Below are 17,067 nucleotides of genomic sequence, written 5' to 3' on the forward strand. Positions count from 1 at the left end.
GCTTTTCGCCGGACTCCTGCTTTGGCTGTGCCGCTATCTCACGCGTACCGCTTGGCCCGCAGGTTCTCTTTCATCTGTTGCAAGGTCGGCTGCAGAGAGCTGCCAATACGCAACGCCACGCAGGTGGCCAGCACGTCGATGATCAGCAGGTGCATGAGGCGCGACACCATCGGGCTGTAGCGGTCATAGCCCTCGGGGTGGTCGGCCGCCAGGTGGATCTGGCAGGTGCTGGCCAGGGGTGAGCCGCTGGCGGTGATGGCGATGGTGGTGGCGCCGTTCTTGCGCGCGATGTCGGCGGCATCCATCAGATCGCGGGTGCGGCCCGAGTTGGAAATGATCACGGCGCAGTCGCCGGGGCGAAGCAGCGTGGCGCTCATCACCTGCATGTGGCCGTCGCTGGTGGCAATCGACGTGACGCCCAGGCGAAAGAACTTGTGCTGCGCGTCCTGCGCCACGATGCCTGAATTGCCCACGCCATAGAACTCGATGCGTTTGCCGGTTTTCCAGGTGGCGGCAATGGCTTCCGCCGCGCGCTCCAGCGCCACGGTGCTGGCGGCGTTGCGGTACTGCAGGAAAGCCGCCACGGCGTTGTCGACCACCTTCACGAGCACGTCGCCGGTCTTGTCGTCGGCGTCCACGCTGCGGTGGATGAAAGGCACGCCCTCGCTCACGCTGCCCGCCAGTTTCAGCTTGAAATCTGCCAGTCCGTCGTAGCCCATGCTGCGGCAAAAGCGCACCACGGTGGGCTTGCTCACATGCGCGCGGTCGGCCAGCTCACGCACCGGCAGCCGGGCGAAGGCGCGGGGGTCGGCCAGCACCAGTTTGGCTACGCGCTGCTCGGCGGGGGCCAGGGACGTGAGCGAGGCGGTGATGCGATCCAGCATGTCGGCGGTGTTCCTGGGAAGGGCGCAGCAGTCGGCCCGGAGTATGGCAACAAAGAAGCCAGAAATGGTAACGGCGTTCCATCGTATTTGGTAAACCAATTACACGCTGTGCATGGCGGATCCGCGGGCGCTGAACGTGGCCCGCAGCCGATACGGAATAATGGCGCCATGAACCAACTCGACGCCCTCAAACAGTTCACCACCGTGGTTGCCGACACCGGCGACTTCAAGCAACTGGCGCAGTTCCAGCCCCAGGATGCCACCACCAACCCGTCACTCATCCTGAAGGCCGTGCAAAAGCCCGAATATGCGCCGCTGCTGCAGGACACCGTGGCCCGGTTCCGGGGCCGGCCCATGGACGAAATCATCGACCGGTTGCTGGTGCGTTTCGGGCGCGAGATTCTCGCCACCATTCCGGGCCGCGTCTCCACGGAGGTCGATGCGCGTTTGAGCTTCGACACGAGTGCCACCGTCACACGTGCCGAACGCATCATCGAGCTGTACCAGGCCGAAGGCATTCACATCGACCGCGTGCTGATCAAGATCGCCGCCACCTGGGAAGGCATCAAGGCCGCCGAGAAGCTGGAGCGCAAGGGCATCCACACCAACCTCACGCTGCTGTTCTCATTCGCCCAGGCCGTGGCCTGTGGCGATGCCAAGGTGCAGCTGATATCGCCTTTCGTAGGTCGCATCTACGACTGGTACAAGAAGCAGGCGGGCGCGAGCTGGGACGAGGCAGCACGTGCCGGTGCGAATGACCCCGGCGTGCAATCGGTCACGCAGATCTACAACCACTACAAGCACTTCGGCATCGCGACCGAGGTGATGGGCGCAAGTTTTCGCAACGTGGGGCAGATCACGGCGCTGGCCGGCTGCGATTTGCTCACCATCGCACCCGAGCTACTGGCACAGCTGGCGGCGAGCGATGCGCCATTGCAGCGCGTGCTGAATGCCGACGCGGCCAAGGGCATGGACCTGCCTGCAGTGAACTATGACGAGGCAGGGTTCCGCTATGCGCTAAATGAGGACGCGATGGCGACGGAGAAACTCGCGGAGGGCATTCGGGCCTTCGCGGTGGATGCGGTGAAGCTGGAGAAGATGATTCTGGCGGCTTGAGGCTTTCTGACTGATTTTGGCGGCTGGTGCTTGTGTGGCAAGCGCCAGTCGCTATTGTTTTTGTAGCTTCCTATTTTGCGATGGGTGGGAGGGCTGTTGGGGCTTGGGCTCCGCACTTGCCCGCCCGGGCTGAACGTGCCGAAGCTTGGGCACTTTCGCTCGCTCGCTTGCCAATCTGTGCGGCGTGCTTGGGTTGAGTGAGGAGGCCGGGAGTCGCCCCGGCGGGCGAGGTACTTGTTCTTTGCTTCGCCAAAGAAAAGTACCCAAAAGAAAGGCGACCCCCAGTCTGCGACCCCTTCGCTGGGCGAAGTGGCAAACCTGCGTCGGGGCGGTTGCGGGGTGCGCCGTGGAACTCGCTTTGCGCTGGCGCGCGCCGCTCGGACAACCACGGCGAGTCAGTTCACGAGGCATGGGCGCTCCGACGCCCATGCTCACCCCGCAACCGCCCCGCCACAGGCGCAGCCAGCAGGGGGTTGGGCAGCCGAACATCCATTCGGGCCATCGCTACGCTCGGCCCAGTTTGCGCAGCGCGTGGCGCTTGCGCCCGCGAGACGGGGCCGAGCGTAGCGCAGCGAAGCAATGGCCCGTGTGGATGTCCCTCGGGTTCCCTTCTGGATGCGCCTGGGGCGCGCAGGGCGCGGGGTGGCGCGAGTGCCGAAGGACACACGCGCTTCGTGAACTGACTCACCGCAGCTGTTTGAGCGGAGCGCCGCAGGCGCGCAGCGAGTTCTGCGGTGCACCCCGTGACCGAGCACCCCAGGTTGCCCCGCAGCGCAGCGAAGGGGTCGCAGACAGCAGGGTCGCCCTTTCTTTGGTGACTTTCTTTCGCCGACGCGAAAGAAAGTTACTCGCCCGCCGGGCGACTCCCGGCCTCCGCCCTCAACGAAGGCATGCCATTCGATGCGCGCAAGCCCCCAGAATCAGCACGCGCAACAGACGCATGAAGCCGTCAACTTCCGCCGGCCATCTACCGTCCCGTAGCTAGGTAAATACTATAAAAATCATAGCTACCAAGGCATGAAACACTGGCGCATCCAGCCAAATAACCCCGAAAATTCACCCCGCAGGCAGCCGCATCCCCACCCGCAACCCCTTCGGCACCATCCCCTCTGCCACCGTTCGCCCCCCGTGCCGCAACGCGATCTCCTCCACGATCGACAACCCCAGCCCGCACCCGCCCGCCTTGTCTGACCCGCGCCAGAAGCGCGCAAACAGATCGCCCAGGTGCTCGGCCGGCACGCCCGGGCCGTCGTCCTCCACCACCAGCAGGGCCCAGCGGCCGGGCTCTTCGCGGGTTACGCGCACGGTGACGGTGGCGCCCGCACCCGCGTAGTGCAGGGCGTTGTCGATGAGGTTGTTCAATGCCTCGCGCAGCAGCAGCGGCTGGCCCTGCAAGGGCAGGCGGTCTTCACCCTCGTAACCGAGGTCCATGCCCTGCGCCAGGGCACGGGCTGCCCATTCTCGGGCGACATCGCGGGCCAGCGCGGCCAGGTCAATGGACTGCATCTCCACGCTGGACTCTGACCGTGCCAGCTGCAGCAACTGGTGCACCAGGTGGGCGCTGCGCTGCGCGGCAGAGAGCACCTTTTTCAAGCGCTCCTGCACCGCGGTTTCGTGACTCTCGTGCAGGGCGAGTTCGGTCTGGCCGATCAGGCCGGCCAGCGGTGTGCGCAGCTGGTGGGCGGCATCGTTCAGAAAGCGCTTTTCTTTCTCCTGGCCGCGTGCCACGGCCTCCAGAAGGCGGTTGATGGTGCTGGCGAGCGAATGCACTTCCTGCGGAGCCGAAGTGAGCTCGATGGGGGCGAGGGGATCGGTGCCGCCGTGGGGGCGGGCACCCGCCTGCTCGATCTGCGCCTCCAGGCGTTTGAGGGGCTGCAGGCCGCGCAGGACACCGGCGTAGACCAGCGCACTGAGCGCCAGCCCCATGAGGCCCATGGGCAGCAGCATCTGTTCCAGCAGCTCCTGGGCAATGCGCTCACGCACGGTGAGGCTCTGCGCCACCTGAACGCGCAGGGTCTGGCGTGTCTGCGGTGTGCCGTAGTCCACATCGAGCAGCGCCACGCGCACGGGTCGGTCGTCCAGGCGGCCGTGGTACAGGTACGGGTCACCCACACGGACCTCCACCGGCGGCGGCGGGGGCAGCTGGGCGTTGCCGAGCAGAAAGCGCCCAGGCGGCGACGACACCATGTAGGTGATGCGGTCGGCCGGGTCTTGCTCCAGGATGTCCTGCGCGGCTTTGGGGAAGTCCACCAGCAGGCCGTCGCCAATCGGCTTGATCTGCCGCGCGAGCGCACGCACTGACTGGGTCAGCGTCTGGTCAATGCCTTTCTCGCCGTTTTGCAGGGCAATGCGCCACGCCAGAAACCCGCCGGACAGCCACAGCACCAGCTGGGGCAGCAGCAGCCACAGCAGCAGCTTGCGCTGCAGGGAAACGCCGGGGATCTGGCGCATGAATCACCGATGCCGATTTGCGGCAGGGCCGCCGCGCAATCCCTGCCACGCCGCAGGAGCTGCCCGCCGCCTTGGCGCGGAGGCGTTCCCCGCACTGCGGGCAGATGCACGGAAGCCCAGAGGCGCAGTCACGGCTTTTCCAGCATGTAGCCGAGACCACGGATGTTGCGGATGGCCAGGTTCGACAGGTCCAGCTTCTTGCGCAGGCGGTGCACGTAGACCTCCAGCGCGTTCGAGTTGACAGGCGGAGCTGCGGGTTGCCCCGGCTCTGGTGGGCCCGCGCGCCAGGCGGCCAGCACGTCGTCGCGCGTGACGACTTCACCGCTGCGGTGCACCAGCAGTTCCAGCAGCTCCCATTCGCGTTGTGTCAGGTCCAGCGGTTCGCCGTTGAGCGCGGCCGTCCGGCTGGCGTGGTCCAGCAGCAGCGGCCCCAGCGCCGTGCTGGGCACGCCGGATGCACTGCTGGCCTGCGTGAAGGCGGGCTGGCGCGCACGGCGCAGCATGGCCTGCAGGCGTGCCTGCAGCTCCTGCATGTTGAAGGGTTTGGTGATGTAGTCGTCGGCCCCGGCGTTCAGGCCCCGCACACGGTCTTCCACGCCGTCGCGTGCGGTGAGAATGAGCACGGGCAAGCCGCTGATGTGGGTGCGCGCCCAGGTCAGCAGATCCATGCCGTCGGCGCCGGGCAGACCCAGGTCCAGAATGATTCCGTCCACCGCCTGCGTCTGCAGCAGGGCCGTGGCATCGGCCACGCTGGAGGCTGTGCAGACCCCGAATTGCAGTTGCTGAAGTTGCCCGGTCAGGGCGTCCAGCAGCAGTGCATCGTCTTCAACTATCAGTATGGTGGCCATGCGAATGAGCATAACAAAGCACCCGCAGTTGCCGCGGAGCGACGATCAGGGAAAGCCCCGATAAGAGAATTAATTATTGTAATTAAAGTACCGACTGCGCTGGACGGCAGCGGGTTCGCGGTGCACAACCGGATTCATAACATCGAGGAGACAAGGGTATGTGGAAGATGACAAAGACCGCCGCCCTGGCGGTGGGCCTGGCGGCCGCGATGGCCGCCAGCGCGGGGGAGGTCGAGGTCCTGCACTACTGGACTTCGGGCGGCGAGGCCAAGTCGGCTGCCGAGCTCAAGAAGATCATGCAGGCCAAGGGCCACACGTGGCGCGACTTTGCGGTGGCGGGCGGCGGCGGCGACAGCGCCATGACGGTGCTCAAGAGCCGTGTGATCTCGGGCAACCCCCCGTCGGCTGCGCAGGTCAAGGGCCCGGCCATCCAGGAATGGGCCTCCGAAGGCGTCTTGGCCAACATGGACGCCCTGGCAAAGTCCGAAAAATGGGACGACGTGCTGCCCAAGGTGGTTGCCGATGTGATGAAGTACAAGGGCAACTACGTGGCGGCACCCGTCAATGTGCACCGCGTGAACTGGATCTGGGCCAGCTCGGATGCCCTCAAGAAAGCGGGCGTTGCCGCCATGCCCAAGACGTGGGACGAGTTCTTTGCGGCGGCCGACAAGCTCAAGGCTGCTGGCCTGATCCCGGTGGCCCACGGCGGCCAGAACTGGCAGGACTTCACCACCTTTGAATCCGTGGTGCTGGGCGTGGGCGGCGCCAGGTTCTACCAGGATGCGCTGGTCAGGCTCGACAACACCGCACTCACCAGCGACACCATGAAGAAGTCGCTGGAGACCTTCCGCCGCATCAAGACCTACACCGACCCCGGCGCCCCCGGCCGCGACTGGAACCTGGCCACCGCCATGCTCATCCAGGGCAAGGCCGGCTTTCAGCTGATGGGCGACTGGGCCAAGGGCGAGTTCATTGCCGCGGGCAAGGCGCCGGGCAAGGATTTCATGTGCGCCGCGGCGCCGGGCACGGCCAATGCGTTCACCTTCAATGTGGACTCGTTCATCCTGTTCAAGCTCAAGGATGCCGCCGCACAGAAGGCGCAGGGCGATCTGGCCAGCGCGATCATGAGCCCCGGCTTCCAGGAGGTGTTCAACCTGAACAAGGGCTCGATCCCCGTGCGCGCGGGCCAGCCCATGGACAAGTTTGACGACTGCGCCAAGCTGTCCAGCAAAGACTTTGCCGACACCGCCAAGAGTGGTGGCCTGGTACCCAGCGTGGCCCACGGCATGGCGATTGCGCCTGCTACCGAAGGTGCCATCAAGGATGTCGTCAGCCAGTTCTGGAACGACGACAAGGTGAGCGTCGCCGACGCCATGAAGAAGATCGCGACCGCCGCGAAGACCCACTAAAACCTACCTGAGAGGGATTCATCATGACAACAAGAAACCGCCTCACGGCGGTGGCTTTGGCCGCCGCATGCCTGACGCAAACCGCGTTCGCCATGGAAGTCGCAGGCTTCGAGTTCAACGGCTACTCCCGCGGTGGCCCGGTGTTCAACCATTCCGACGGCGTCAAGGGCCACATCGGCCTGGGGGGAGAGCTGCAGAAATACCGGCTGGGCAATGAGGGCGACAACGGTATCGAAGTCAACTTTGCACGCGGCTTCGAGACCAACGGCATCCAGTGGAAAGTGAACTACATGCCCGCCAAGTGGGGCAGCGGCGACATCAGCACCGAGCAGGCCTATGTGGAAATGAGCGGCTTCTCGTTCTCGCCCGAGGCGAAGTTCTGGGTGGGCCAGCGCCGTCTGCGCATTCAGGACGTGCACATCGTCGATTACTTCCTGATGAACTACGGCGACAACATCGGCGCTGGCGTCACCGACATTCCGGTGGGTGGCATGAAGCTGGGTGTGGGTGTGTTCACCGGCGACAAGTTTGACGGCAACCTGCCCAACAACGTGAAGGCCCAGCGCATCAACGCTGACCTGTCGGAGATCAACACCAACCCCGGCGGCAAGCTGCGGGTGCTGCTGACAGCGGTGAACGGAAAGAACCAGGCCAACGGGGGTTCGGGATCGGGCATCTCCATTTCGCACAACCAGAAGGACTTTCTGCTGCCGGGCATGAGCAACGCACTGTTCCTGCAGACATCGCGCGGCCATGCCCGCATCGATGGCCAGTTCGAGGCGATTGACGGCCTGACCCCCGGCAAGCGCGTGGTGCGCATTGCCGATTCGATCAACTGGCAAAGCGGCCCCTTCGGCGGCCAGGCCCTCATCGGCTACCAGACGAACAAGGCGGACCTGACCGGCGTGGAGACCAAGGACTTCTCGCTGGGGGCGCGCGGCTCGTATGCCTTCAGCAAGCATTTCAAGATGCTGGCCGAGCTGTCCACCACCACACGCAAGGGCGCGGGGCCGGACCAGCGCCTGTCCAAGGCCACTCTGGCGGGCGCACTGGCGCTGAGCGAAGACTTCTGGTCGCGTCCCGAGCTGCGTCTGTACGTGACCAAGGCCAACTGGAACCAGGCCGCTGCCGCGGCAAATGCCGGCACGTTTGGCGCCAATGGCAAGACCTCGCGCACGTTGGTGGGCGTGCAGTACGAGGTCTGGTGGTGAGCGTGACAACCAGAGAGGAAGAGGGAGAGAGCGAGTTAGCGAGTGATTGATTGAGTGAGTGATCCAGAGGTTACTTTGTTCTTGGGGGGCCTCGGTGCCCCCCTTTTTTGACATGTGCGAACTGCACAAGCCCCTATTTGCAGCCATGAAGATTGACCCCCATGCACCGCTGGTGCAGCGCCTGTCGCGGCCTGTGGCGAGCGGGCCGCTTGACCCCGAGGCCACCCGGTGATGAAGCATTCCCACAACACCTTTGAAAACTGGCTGCCCAAACTGGTGGTGGCGCCTGCCTTTGTGCTGGGCTTCGCCTTCATTTACGGCCTCATGGTGTGGAACGGCGTGCTCAGCCTCACCGCATCGCGCATGCTGCCCAACTACGAATGGGCGGGCCTGGCGCAGTACGAGCGCCTGTGGGAGATGGACCGCTGGTGGGTCGCGCTCAAGAACCTGGGCATCTTCGGCGTGGGCTATGTGGGCGGCTCGCTGGTGATTGGCGTGGTGCTGGCCGTGCTGCTGGACCAGAAGATCCGCGCCGAGGGCGCGCTGCGCACCATCTACCTGTACCCCATGGCGCTGTCATTCGTGGTGACCGGGACGGCCTGGAAGTGGCTGCTGAACCCGGGCCTGGGCATCGAAAAAATGGTGCGCGACTGGGGCTTTCCCAATTTTGAATTTGGCTGGCTGGTGGACACCGAGATGGCCATCTACTGCGTGGTCATCGCAGGCATCTGGCAAAGCGCAGGCTTTGCGATGGCGCTGTTCCTGGCCGGGCTGCGCGGCATTGACGACAGCATCATCAAGGCCGCGCAGGTCGATGGCGCCTCGCTGCCGCGCATCTACTGGCGCATCGTGCTGCCAGCGCTCAGGCCGGTGTTCTTCTCCACGCTCATGGTGCTGTCGCACCTGGCGATCAAGAGCTTTGACCTGGTGATGGCGCTCACCGCAGGTGGCCCGGGTTTTGCCACGGATGTGCCCGCAACGTTCATGTACACCATGTCGTTCTCGCGCGGGCAGATTGGCCTGGGCGCGGCCAGCGCCACCATGATGCTGGCCACCGTCGCGGCCCTGGTGATTCCTTACCTTTACAGCGAACTGCGGACCAAAGCCCATGACCGCTAAGCCCTCCTTGTTCCCTTCTGTGGGCCGCCTGCTGGTCTACACGGTGCTGGCCCTGGCCACCGCCTTCTTTCTGCTGCCGCTGTATGCGATGCTCGTCACGTCGTTCAAGGACGCCGAGGAAATCCGCAGCACCTCGCTGCTGGCACTGCCCGCTGCGCTCAACTGGTCGGCCTGGGGCACGGCATGGCAGAGCGCCTGCACGGGGGTGGATTGCAACGGCTTGCGCCCCTTCTTCTGGAACTCGGTGGCCATGGCCGTGCCGGCCGTGATGATCTCCACCGTGTGGGGTGCGCTCAATGGTTATGTGCTGAGCCTGTGGAAGTTTCGCGGCAGCGATGCGCTGTTCGGCATGCTGCTGTTTGGTGTGTTCATGCCGTTCCAGGTGGTGCTGCTGCCCATGAGCCAGGTGCTGGGATGGCTGGGGCTTTCGAGCTCGATCACCGGGCTGGTGCTGGTGCACTGCCTGGCGGGGCTGGCGGGCACCACGCTGTTCTTTCGCAACTACTACGCGGCCATCCCCAAGGAGCTGGTGAACGCCGCACGCATGGACGGCGCGAGCTTCTTCCAGATCTTCTGGCGCATCGTGCTGCCGCTGTCCACGCCCATCGTGATGGTCACGCTGATCTGGCAGTTCACCAACATCTGGAACGATTTCCTGTTCGGTGTGGTGTTCTCGGGCACCGAGTCCAAGCCCATCACCGTGGGCCTGAACAATCTGGCCAACACCAGCAGCAGCGTGAAGGCCTACAACGTGGACATGGCGGCCGCCATCATCGCGGGCCTGCCGACCATGGTGATCTACGTTCTTGCAGGCAAATTTTTTGTGCGTGGCCTGACGGCTGGCGCAGTGAAGGGATAAATCATGGCTTCTTCATTGGACATCGCAGGCATCAACAAGCGCTTTGGCAAGGGCGACAAAAGCGTGGAGGTGCTGCGCAAGGTGGACATCCACGTCGCACCCGGCGAGTTCCTCATCCTGGTCGGCCCCTCGGGCTGCGGCAAGTCCACGCTGCTTAACATCATTGCGGGGCTCGATGAGCCCACTGAGGGCGAGATCCGCATCGGTGGCAAGAACGTGGTGGGCATGCCCCCGCGCGACCGCGACATCGCGATGGTGTTCCAGAGCTACGCGCTGTACCCCACTCTCAGCGTGGCCGACAACATCGGCTTTGCGCTGGAGATGCGCAAGATGCCCAAGGCCGAGCGCCAAAAGCGCATCGACGAAGTGGCGGCCATGCTGCAGATCAGCCACCTGCTGGACCGCAGGCCCAGCCAGCTGTCGGGCGGCCAGCGCCAGCGCGTGGCCATGGGGCGTGCACTGGCGCGCCAGCCGCAGCTGTTTTTGTTCGACGAGCCTTTGTCCAACCTGGACGCCAAGCTGCGCGTGGAGATGCGCGCCGAGATCAAGCGCCTGCACCAGGCCAGCGGCATCACCAGCGTGTACGTCACACACGACCAGGTTGAGGCCATGACGCTGGGCTCGCGCATCGCGGTGATGAAGGGCGGTGTGGTGCAGCAGCTGGGCACGCCCGACGAGATCTACAACCGCCCGGCCAATACCTACGTAGCCACCTTCATCGGCTCGCCCACCATGAACCTGCTGCGCGGTGCGGCCACGGGCGGGCAGTTTGGCATCCAGGGCGCAGCGTTGAACCTGGCAGCCCCCGCCAGTGCCAACGAGGTGCTGCTGGGGGTGCGCCCTGAGCACCTGGTGATGCAGGAGACCGCCACCTGGCGCGGCCGGGTCAGCGTGGTGGAGCCCACGGGCCCCGACACCTATGTGATGGTGGACACCGCCGCAGGCAGCGTCACGCTGCGCACCGATGCGCAGACCCGCGTGCAGCCCGGCGACGCCGTGGGCCTGGCGGTAGAGCCCGCCAACGCCCACTGGTTCGACGCCAAGTCCGAAGATCGATTGACAGGCTGAGCGTTTGGAGCCCCGGCCCCTGGGTCGCCGCAAGAAGGGGCTTTGGTCTTTGCCTGAAGAGGTAATTCAGGTAAAAAGAGTCTCCAGCGCTTATCCATCAAGCGCCAATAGCTATATAAATAATAGCATTAGCGATCCGCAGGCCGTCGTCTGCCGCAGGGCAACGGGGGCGTGTGGCCTTTGGTTTCCTCCTTTTGCCGTATGCACCCTCAGCGCCTTCTTGCCGACATCGGCGGCACCAATATCCGACTGGCCTGGCAGAACGAGCCTGGCGGACCCTTGCATGACACGCGCGTTTTGCCCTGCGCGCAGTTCCCCACCGTGGACGCCGCACTGGCGGCGTACCTGAAGGAAGTGGGCGTGCCCACCCCGCGCGAGGCGGCGTTTGGCATTGCCAACCCGGTCACGGGCGACGCGATCCGCATGACCAACCACAGCTGGAGCTTTTCGCAGCGGGCGGTGCGCGACGCGTTTGGTTTTGAGCGCCTGGTGGTCATCAACGACTTCACCGCGCTGGCGCTGGCGCTGCCCCTGCTCGCGCCCGACCTGCTGCGCCCCGTGGGCGGTGGCGAGGCAGTGCCGGGCGCCGCCATCGCGCTGCTGGGCCCGGGCACGGGCCTGGGGGTGTCGGGGCTGGTGTTCCCGCCAGGGTCCAGCAACGGCGTGCCCCTGTCGGGCGAGGGCGGGCATGTGTCGCTGGCCGCGCAGACGCAGCGCGAATTCGACGTGCTGGCCATCCTGCAAGAACGCTATGGCCACGTGTCGGCAGAGCGCGCGGTGTCGGGTGCGGGGCTGGTGGACCTGTACCACGCGCTGCGCAGGCTGGCCCAGCGCGGCGGCAAGGAGATCAGTTCGGCCGCCGAAGTGACCGAACTGGCCCTGCAGTCCAACGACGCACTGGCACTGGAGGCGCTGGACCTGTTCTGCGGCTTTCTGGGCAGCGTGGCGGGCAACCTGGCCCTGACCCTGGGCGCGCGCGGCGGCGTGTTCATTGGCGGCGGCATCGTGCCGCGCCTGGGCACGTGGTTCGACAAATCCTCGTTCCGCGCACGGTTCGAGTCCAAGGGGCGCTTTCAGCCCTACCTCGCGTCCATCCCCTGCTGGATCATTGACCCGAGCGCCACGCCAGCGCTGTATGGCGCGTCGCGCGCGCTTGACATCGCGGGCTCCGAAGGATGAGCACCGGCCCGGCCGCGCCGCCTGTGCAAGGCCCCGCGCTGCGGGTCAGCGGTGTGCACCACGTGGCCATCATCGCCAGCGACTACGCCCGCTCGCGCCGCTTCTACACCGAGGTGCTGGGCCTGCCGGTGGTGCACGAGCACTACCGCGCCGAGCGCCAGTCGCACAAGCTGGACCTGCAACTGCCCGATGGCACGCAGGTGGAGCTTTTCTCCTTTCCCCACCCCCCCGCGCGCCCGTCGTACCCCGAGGCCTGCGGCCTGCGCCATCTGGCACTGCGCGTGGCCGACATGGAGGCCAGCGTGGCTGCATTGGCCGCGCACGGTGTGGTGGCAGAGCCGGTGCGCATCGACCCTTTTACTGGCGCACCGTTGACCTTCTTTGCCGACCCTGATGGGTTGCCGATTGAGCTGGTGGGGCCGGTGCCTTGACGGGGGCTGGGGCGACGGCTGCTTGGGCTGGGTTTGAAGTGCTTTCTTGGCCTCTGGCGCTTTCCCAGTAAGCGCTATCAGCTATAGAGTTGGTAGCAAAAAGCGCCCTCCTGCGCGAAGGCTGCTTTTTTCAAAGGCCTGGGGCAGGCTCACATCTCCTCGCTCCAGCAATACCCATCGCGCGCAATCATCGCGCTGGCCGAACTCGGCCCCCAGCTGCCCGCCGTGTACGCGCGTGGCCCCACGGGGTCGTGCTTCCAGTGCTGCAGGATGGGCTCCACCCAGCGCCAGGCTTCTTCCTGCTCGTCGCTGCGCACAAAGAGGTTGAGGCGGCCTGCAATCACGTCGAGCAGCAGGCGTTCGTAGGCGCCCACGCGCTCGGTGCCAAAGCGTTGGTCGAAGTCCAGGTTCAGGTGCACCTGCGACAGCGCGGGCTCGGCCTGGTGCTGGGCGGCGCCTTGGGCCAGCAGGTGCAGCTCCAGCCCGTCCTTGGGCTGCAGGTTGATCACCAGTCGGTTGGCGGCGCCCACGGGCGTTTTGAAAATGGGATGCGGCACGGGGCGGAAGTTGACAACGATGTGCGCGTCGCGCCCCGCCAGCCGCTTGCCGGTGCGGATGTAAAACGGCACACCGGCCCAGCGCCAGTTGCTGATTTCGGTGCGCAGCGCCACAAAGGTTTCGGTGGTGCTGCCGGGGGCCACGCCTTTTTCCTGCAGGTAGCCGGGCACTTGCGCGCCGTGCACGTTGCCCGCCGCGTACTGACCGCGAATCACGTGCTGGCCGATGGTCTCCATGCTCCAGGGCTTGAGCGACTGCAGCACCTTGAGCTTTTCATCGCGGATGGCGTTGGCGCTGGAGTTGATGGGCGGCTCCATGCCAATCGCGCACAAGAGCTGCAGCGCGTGGTTCTGCACCATGTCGCGCAGCGCGCCGGTCTGGTCGTAAAACGCACCGCGCGTTTCCACGCCCAGTTCTTCGGCAATGGTGATCTGGATGTTGGCAATGGTTTCGCGCCGCCACAGGGGCTCGAACAGTGCGTTGCCAAAGCGCATGGCAAACAGGTTCTGCACCGAGGGCTTGCCCAGGTAGTGGTCGATGCGAAAAACCTGCTCTTCCTTGAGCACGCGGCGCAGGGTGTCGTTGATGGCCTGGTTCGATTGGAGGTCGTGGCCCAGGGGTTTTTCGAGCACCACGCGGGTGGTGGGGCCGTTCAGGCCCACGGCGGCGATCTGCTCGCACACGTTGGTGAACAGGCTGGGCGCGGTGGCCACATACATCACCACCGAGTCGGCGCCACGCTCGCGCAGCATGGCGGCCAGCTGGGTGTAGTCCTCGGTCTTGGACAGGTCCATGCGCAGGTAGTGCAGCAGGGCGCCAAAACGTTCGAACTCGTCCGGGGTGGGGCGCTTGGCCAGTTCCACGCTGTCAAACCGCGCCTTGATCAGGCTGCGGTATTGTTCGTGGCTCAGCTCGTCGCGCGCGACCGCAATGATGCGGCCCCCCTCGGGCAGCGTGCCGTGCCGGAACGCCTGAAACAATGCGGGCATGAGCTTGCGCCAGGCCAGATCACCTGTTCCACCAAACAGGACAAGGTCAAAACTCATGGGGTCTCCGTATCAGGGTGTTGTTGTGCACGTTTGAGGCTGGAAATTGTAATCTCGTTACATCAGCTTGTGCGGAGAGTCTGTAGGAGTAGGGCTCGAAAACGTTATCTGACATTTTGCGAGCGATGAAAATCGACGATGTTTGTGTAATCAAGTTACCATTTCGGCCGTGTTGACCATTTCTTTCGCCTGAATCCATGACCCTTCGTTGCGACCAAACCCCCGAATGGCCCCTGTTGCAGGCCCATTTTTCAACCGGTGCCCGCCAGCAGGATCTTCGGCAGTCGTTCGCGCAGGATGCGCAGCGGTTTGCGCATTTCAGCCAGTCGGCGCCGCATGTGTTTGCCGACCTTTCCAAAAACCTGTGGGACCGCGACACCGAGGCGCTGCTGCTGCGCATGGCCCGACACAGTGGCCTGGAGCAGCACCGTGACGCCCTGCTGGGTGGTCAGCCCGTCAACACCACCGAAGGCCGTGCGGTGCTGCACACCCTGCTGCGCCGCCCCGCAGGCATGGCATTGCCGGGTGATTCCAGCACGATAGCTGCTGACCTGGCGCGCGTGCATGCCACGCTGGATGCCATGCTGGCTTATGCCGACACGGTGCGTGCGGATGAGGCGATCACCGATGTGGTGAACATCGGCATCGGCGGGTCAGACCTCGGCCCCCATATGGCCGTGCTGGCGCTGGAGGCGTTTCGCGTGCCGGGCAAGCGCTTTCACTTTGTGTCGAACGTGGACGGGCACGAGCTGCACACCACGCTGCGCACGCTGCGCCCCGAAAGCACCCTGTTCCTCATTGCCTCCAAAACCTTCACCACTGCCGAAACCATGACCAACGCGCGCTCGGCGCTGGCCTGGTTTGCTGCGCAGGGCGGGCAGGATGTGGGGCGCCACTTTGCGGCACTGACCACCAACGTCGAGGCCGCCCAGTCGCTGGGCATCACCACCACCTTCGGCTTCTGGGACTGGGTGGGCGGGCGCTATTCGCTGTGGTCGGCCATCGGCCTGCCCGTTGCCATCGCCATCGGTTCGGCAGGCTTTCGCGACCTGTTGTCCGGAGCGCATGCCATGGACGAGCACTTTCGCACCGCGGCGCTGGCGCAGAACCTGCCCGTGCGCCTGGGTCTGCTCGATATCTGGTACCGCAACTTCCATGGGTTCAACAGCCGCTGCATCGCGCCCTACCACGCGGCGTTGCGCCGCCTGCCTGCCTATCTGCAGCAGCTGGAAATGGAAAGCAACGGCAAACGCGTGGGTCTGGATGGCCAGCCACTGCCCTATGCCACATCGCCCGTGCTCTGGGGCGAGCCGGGCACCAACGGCCAGCATGCGTTCTTTCAGATGCTGCACCAGGGCACTGACGTGCTGCCGCTGGAGCTGATCGCCGTGCGCCAGCCCACCCACCCCCTCAAGGGTCACCACAACAAGCTGCTGGCCAACGCGCTGGCGCAGGCGCAGGCGCTGATGGTGGGTAAAGAGAGTGAGGACGGCCACCGCCACTTCCCGGGCAATCGCCCCAGCACCTTCCTGCTGCTGGATGAACTGAGCCCCGCCTCGCTGGGTGCGCTGATCGCGCTGCAGGAGCACCGCGTGTTCGTGAGCGGCAGCCTGTGGGGCATCAACAGCTTTGACCAGTGGGGCGTGGAGCTGGGCAAGGTGCTGGCCAAGGACATTGAGGCGCGCCTGGACTCGGGTGACGCCACGGGGCTGGATGGCTCCACCGCAGGGCTTTTGAAGCGGCTGCTGGGATAGCTGCAGGTTTGCAGGTGGGGCGGCTTGATTGCAAAATTGATAGCTGCTTGCGCATATGGGGTAAGCGCTAGAGGCACTTTTGATCCATATTTTCCATCTGCGACCCCAGTGCACCCCCGGTCAGCGCTGCAGTTGAAAGAAGTTGACCGGCAGGCCGGGTGCACTGACCCGGGTGCTGAACAGGGCGCCGGCGGGCACCCTGGCGTTCTGCTCCTCGGCAGGCCGCCCGGCGCGGGCCGACGTGATGTACAGCGTGCGCAAATCGTCGCCCCCAAAACACACCATGGTCGGGCACACCACGGGCGTGGCGATGCGCTGCAGCACGTCCCCGGCGGGCGAGAGTTGCAGCACGCAGCCGCCTTCGTACATCGCCACCCAGTAGTGGCCCTTCACATCCACCGCCGCGCCATCGGGCCGCCCGCCATAAGGCTTGCCTTCCACCTTGCGTTCAAACTGCACCCAGGGGCGGCGGTTCGTGATGTCGCCCGTGGCCACATCAAAGTCAAACCGGTCAATGCGGTGCTCGGGCGTGTTGGACCAGTACATCGTGCGGTCGTCGGGGCTGAAAGCCAGGCCGTTGGCGGTGAAGTTGTCGCCTGCCATGTATTGCACCGCATAGCCGCCATCCCCAGCGGCCAGGCACCACAACGCCGCGTGAGGCGCTGTGCGCGGCGTGATCATGGACCCCGCCCAGAACCGGCCCGCCGTGTCGCAACGGCCGTCATTCAGGCGCAGCACAGCGGTGTCGTGCTGATCAGGTGGCAGCAGGGCCAGGCAGGTGAGGGCGGTGATGTCGGCACTGTCCTTCGCCGTATCCAGAAGGTAGAAACCGTTTCGTAACCCGATTACCAATCGCCCGCCCGCTGCAGGCGCGCAGCAGCCGGGCTCACTGGGCATGCGCCATTGCCGATGGCGACCGCTTTCAGGATGCCATGCGTGTACTGCTTGTCCCTGAATGTCACACCAGTAAAGGGATTTTTCCGTGGGGTGCCATAAGGGGGATTCGCCCAGTTCGCAGGGCGGCAAGGGCAAGGTGTGAAGGGACATGGGTTGAATTGGGGTGGTTATCGAGTTACATTCTAGGGCCTCAGATAACGACCCTGGCGCAATGCACGGGGTCCTGCCACCCACCGA

Annotated in this window: 14 protein-coding genes; 9 read left to right on the top strand and 5 right to left on the bottom strand. The window is 65.0% G+C overall.

What is annotated here, in order from left to right; genetic code table 11:
- Positions 1–38 precede the first annotated feature (38 nt).
- Positions 39–884, bottom strand: a complete 846-nt coding sequence (locus AAFF19_RS05260; RefSeq protein ID WP_342721435.1) for an SIS domain-containing protein — start codon at positions 882–884, stop codon at positions 39–41.
- Positions 885–1,052: 168 nt separating this feature from the next.
- On the opposite strand from AAFF19_RS05260, the gene tal reads away from it, so the two are divergent.
- Positions 1,053–2,000, top strand: a complete 948-nt coding sequence (gene tal, locus AAFF19_RS05265) for a transaldolase (RefSeq protein WP_342721436.1) — start codon at positions 1,053–1,055, stop codon at positions 1,998–2,000.
- Positions 2,001–3,056: 1,056 nt separating this feature from the next.
- Here tal and AAFF19_RS05270 read toward each other — a convergent pair.
- On the bottom strand, positions 3,057–4,451 hold the full coding sequence (locus AAFF19_RS05270) for a sensor histidine kinase (protein ID WP_342721437.1): 1,395 nt from the start codon (positions 4,449–4,451) through the stop codon (positions 3,057–3,059).
- Positions 4,452–4,579: 128 nt separating this feature from the next.
- Positions 4,580–5,299 (bottom strand): response regulator transcription factor, encoded by a 720-nt coding sequence (locus AAFF19_RS05275; RefSeq protein ID WP_342721438.1) that lies wholly within the window; start codon positions 5,297–5,299, stop codon positions 4,580–4,582.
- Positions 5,300–5,457: 158 nt separating this feature from the next.
- Between AAFF19_RS05275 and AAFF19_RS05280 the strand changes: the two genes are divergently transcribed.
- The 7 genes from AAFF19_RS05280 to AAFF19_RS05310 all read left to right on the top strand — a co-directional run bounded on the left by AAFF19_RS05280 (position 5,458) and on the right by AAFF19_RS05310 (position 12,575).
- Positions 5,458–6,708, top strand: coding sequence for an ABC transporter substrate-binding protein (locus tag AAFF19_RS05280; protein WP_342721439.1), 1,251 nt, complete (start codon positions 5,458–5,460; stop codon positions 6,706–6,708).
- Positions 6,709–6,800: 92 nt separating this feature from the next.
- Positions 6,801–7,919, top strand: a complete 1,119-nt coding sequence (locus tag AAFF19_RS05285) for a carbohydrate porin (protein ID WP_342721832.1) — start codon at positions 6,801–6,803, stop codon at positions 7,917–7,919.
- 231 nt (positions 7,920–8,150) lie between these two features.
- Complete coding sequence (locus tag AAFF19_RS05290) at positions 8,151–9,038, top strand: sugar ABC transporter permease (RefSeq protein WP_182118155.1); 888 nt, start codon at positions 8,151–8,153, stop codon at positions 9,036–9,038.
- On the top strand, positions 9,028–9,897 hold the full coding sequence (locus AAFF19_RS05295; RefSeq protein WP_342721440.1) for a carbohydrate ABC transporter permease: 870 nt from the start codon (positions 9,028–9,030) through the stop codon (positions 9,895–9,897). Before AAFF19_RS05290 ends, AAFF19_RS05295 begins: the two co-directional genes overlap by 11 nt.
- 3 nt (positions 9,898–9,900) lie before the next feature.
- Positions 9,901–10,965: an ABC transporter ATP-binding protein gene (locus AAFF19_RS05300; RefSeq protein WP_342721441.1), complete on the top strand. Its 1,065-nt coding sequence runs from the start codon at positions 9,901–9,903 to the stop codon at positions 10,963–10,965.
- Between the two features lie 201 nt (positions 10,966–11,166).
- Positions 11,167–12,144 carry a glucokinase gene (glk, locus tag AAFF19_RS05305; RefSeq protein ID WP_342721442.1) on the top strand — a complete coding sequence of 326 codons (978 nt, stop codon included), beginning with the start codon at positions 11,167–11,169 and terminating at the stop codon, positions 12,142–12,144.
- Positions 12,141–12,575: a VOC family protein gene (locus AAFF19_RS05310; protein WP_182118158.1), complete on the top strand. Its 435-nt coding sequence runs from the start codon at positions 12,141–12,143 to the stop codon at positions 12,573–12,575. Before glk ends, AAFF19_RS05310 begins: the two co-directional genes overlap by 4 nt.
- A gap of 149 nt (positions 12,576–12,724) precedes the next feature.
- Here AAFF19_RS05310 and zwf read toward each other — a convergent pair whose 3' ends face one another.
- Entirely contained in the window at positions 12,725–14,179 is a 1,455-nt protein-coding gene (gene zwf / locus AAFF19_RS05315) for a glucose-6-phosphate dehydrogenase (protein WP_182118159.1), read from the bottom strand.
- 197 nt (positions 14,180–14,376) lie between these two features.
- Between zwf and pgi the strand changes: the two genes are divergently transcribed.
- The gene (gene pgi / locus AAFF19_RS05320) at positions 14,377–15,933 is read left to right on the top strand and encodes a glucose-6-phosphate isomerase (protein ID WP_182118160.1); all 1,557 of its coding nucleotides are present in this window, start codon (positions 14,377–14,379) and stop codon (positions 15,931–15,933) included.
- 120 nt (positions 15,934–16,053) lie between these two features.
- Here the strand turns inward: pgi and AAFF19_RS05325 are convergent, their stop codons facing one another.
- A complete protein-coding gene (locus tag AAFF19_RS05325; RefSeq protein WP_182118161.1) occupies positions 16,054–16,980 on the bottom strand; it encodes an SMP-30/gluconolactonase/LRE family protein in 927 nt (308 codons plus the stop codon).
- Between the last annotated feature and the right edge of the window lie 87 nt (positions 16,981–17,067).

The sequence above is a fragment of the Acidovorax sp. FHTAMBA genome (genome assembly GCF_038958875.1).
Taxonomy (GTDB): Bacteria; Pseudomonadota; Gammaproteobacteria; order Burkholderiales; family Burkholderiaceae_C; genus Acidovorax.

Coding starts and splice junctions, on each gene's coding strand:
- AAFF19_RS05260 (WP_342721435.1), bottom strand. CDS start 884: ATGCTGGATCGCATCACCGCCTCGCTCACGTCCCTGGCCCCCGCCGAG.
- tal (WP_342721436.1), top strand. CDS start 1,053: ATGAACCAACTCGACGCCCTCAAACAGTTCACCACCGTGGTTGCCGAC.
- AAFF19_RS05270 (WP_342721437.1), bottom strand. CDS start 4,451: ATGCGCCAGATCCCCGGCGTTTCCCTGCAGCGCAAGCTGCTGCTGTGG.
- AAFF19_RS05275 (WP_342721438.1), bottom strand. CDS start 5,299: ATGGCCACCATACTGATAGTTGAAGACGATGCACTGCTGCTGGACGCC.
- AAFF19_RS05280 (WP_342721439.1), top strand. CDS start 5,458: ATGTGGAAGATGACAAAGACCGCCGCCCTGGCGGTGGGCCTGGCGGCC.
- AAFF19_RS05285 (WP_342721832.1), top strand. CDS start 6,801: ATGGAAGTCGCAGGCTTCGAGTTCAACGGCTACTCCCGCGGTGGCCCG.
- AAFF19_RS05290 (WP_182118155.1), top strand. CDS start 8,151: ATGAAGCATTCCCACAACACCTTTGAAAACTGGCTGCCCAAACTGGTG.
- AAFF19_RS05295 (WP_342721440.1), top strand. CDS start 9,028: ATGACCGCTAAGCCCTCCTTGTTCCCTTCTGTGGGCCGCCTGCTGGTC.
- AAFF19_RS05300 (WP_342721441.1), top strand. CDS start 9,901: ATGGCTTCTTCATTGGACATCGCAGGCATCAACAAGCGCTTTGGCAAG.
- glk (WP_342721442.1), top strand. CDS start 11,167: ATGCACCCTCAGCGCCTTCTTGCCGACATCGGCGGCACCAATATCCGA.
- AAFF19_RS05310 (WP_182118158.1), top strand. CDS start 12,141: ATGAGCACCGGCCCGGCCGCGCCGCCTGTGCAAGGCCCCGCGCTGCGG.
- zwf (WP_182118159.1), bottom strand. CDS start 14,179: ATGAGTTTTGACCTTGTCCTGTTTGGTGGAACAGGTGATCTGGCCTGG.
- pgi (WP_182118160.1), top strand. CDS start 14,377: ATGACCCTTCGTTGCGACCAAACCCCCGAATGGCCCCTGTTGCAGGCC.
- AAFF19_RS05325 (WP_182118161.1), bottom strand. CDS start 16,980: ATGTCCCTTCACACCTTGCCCTTGCCGCCCTGCGAACTGGGCGAATCC.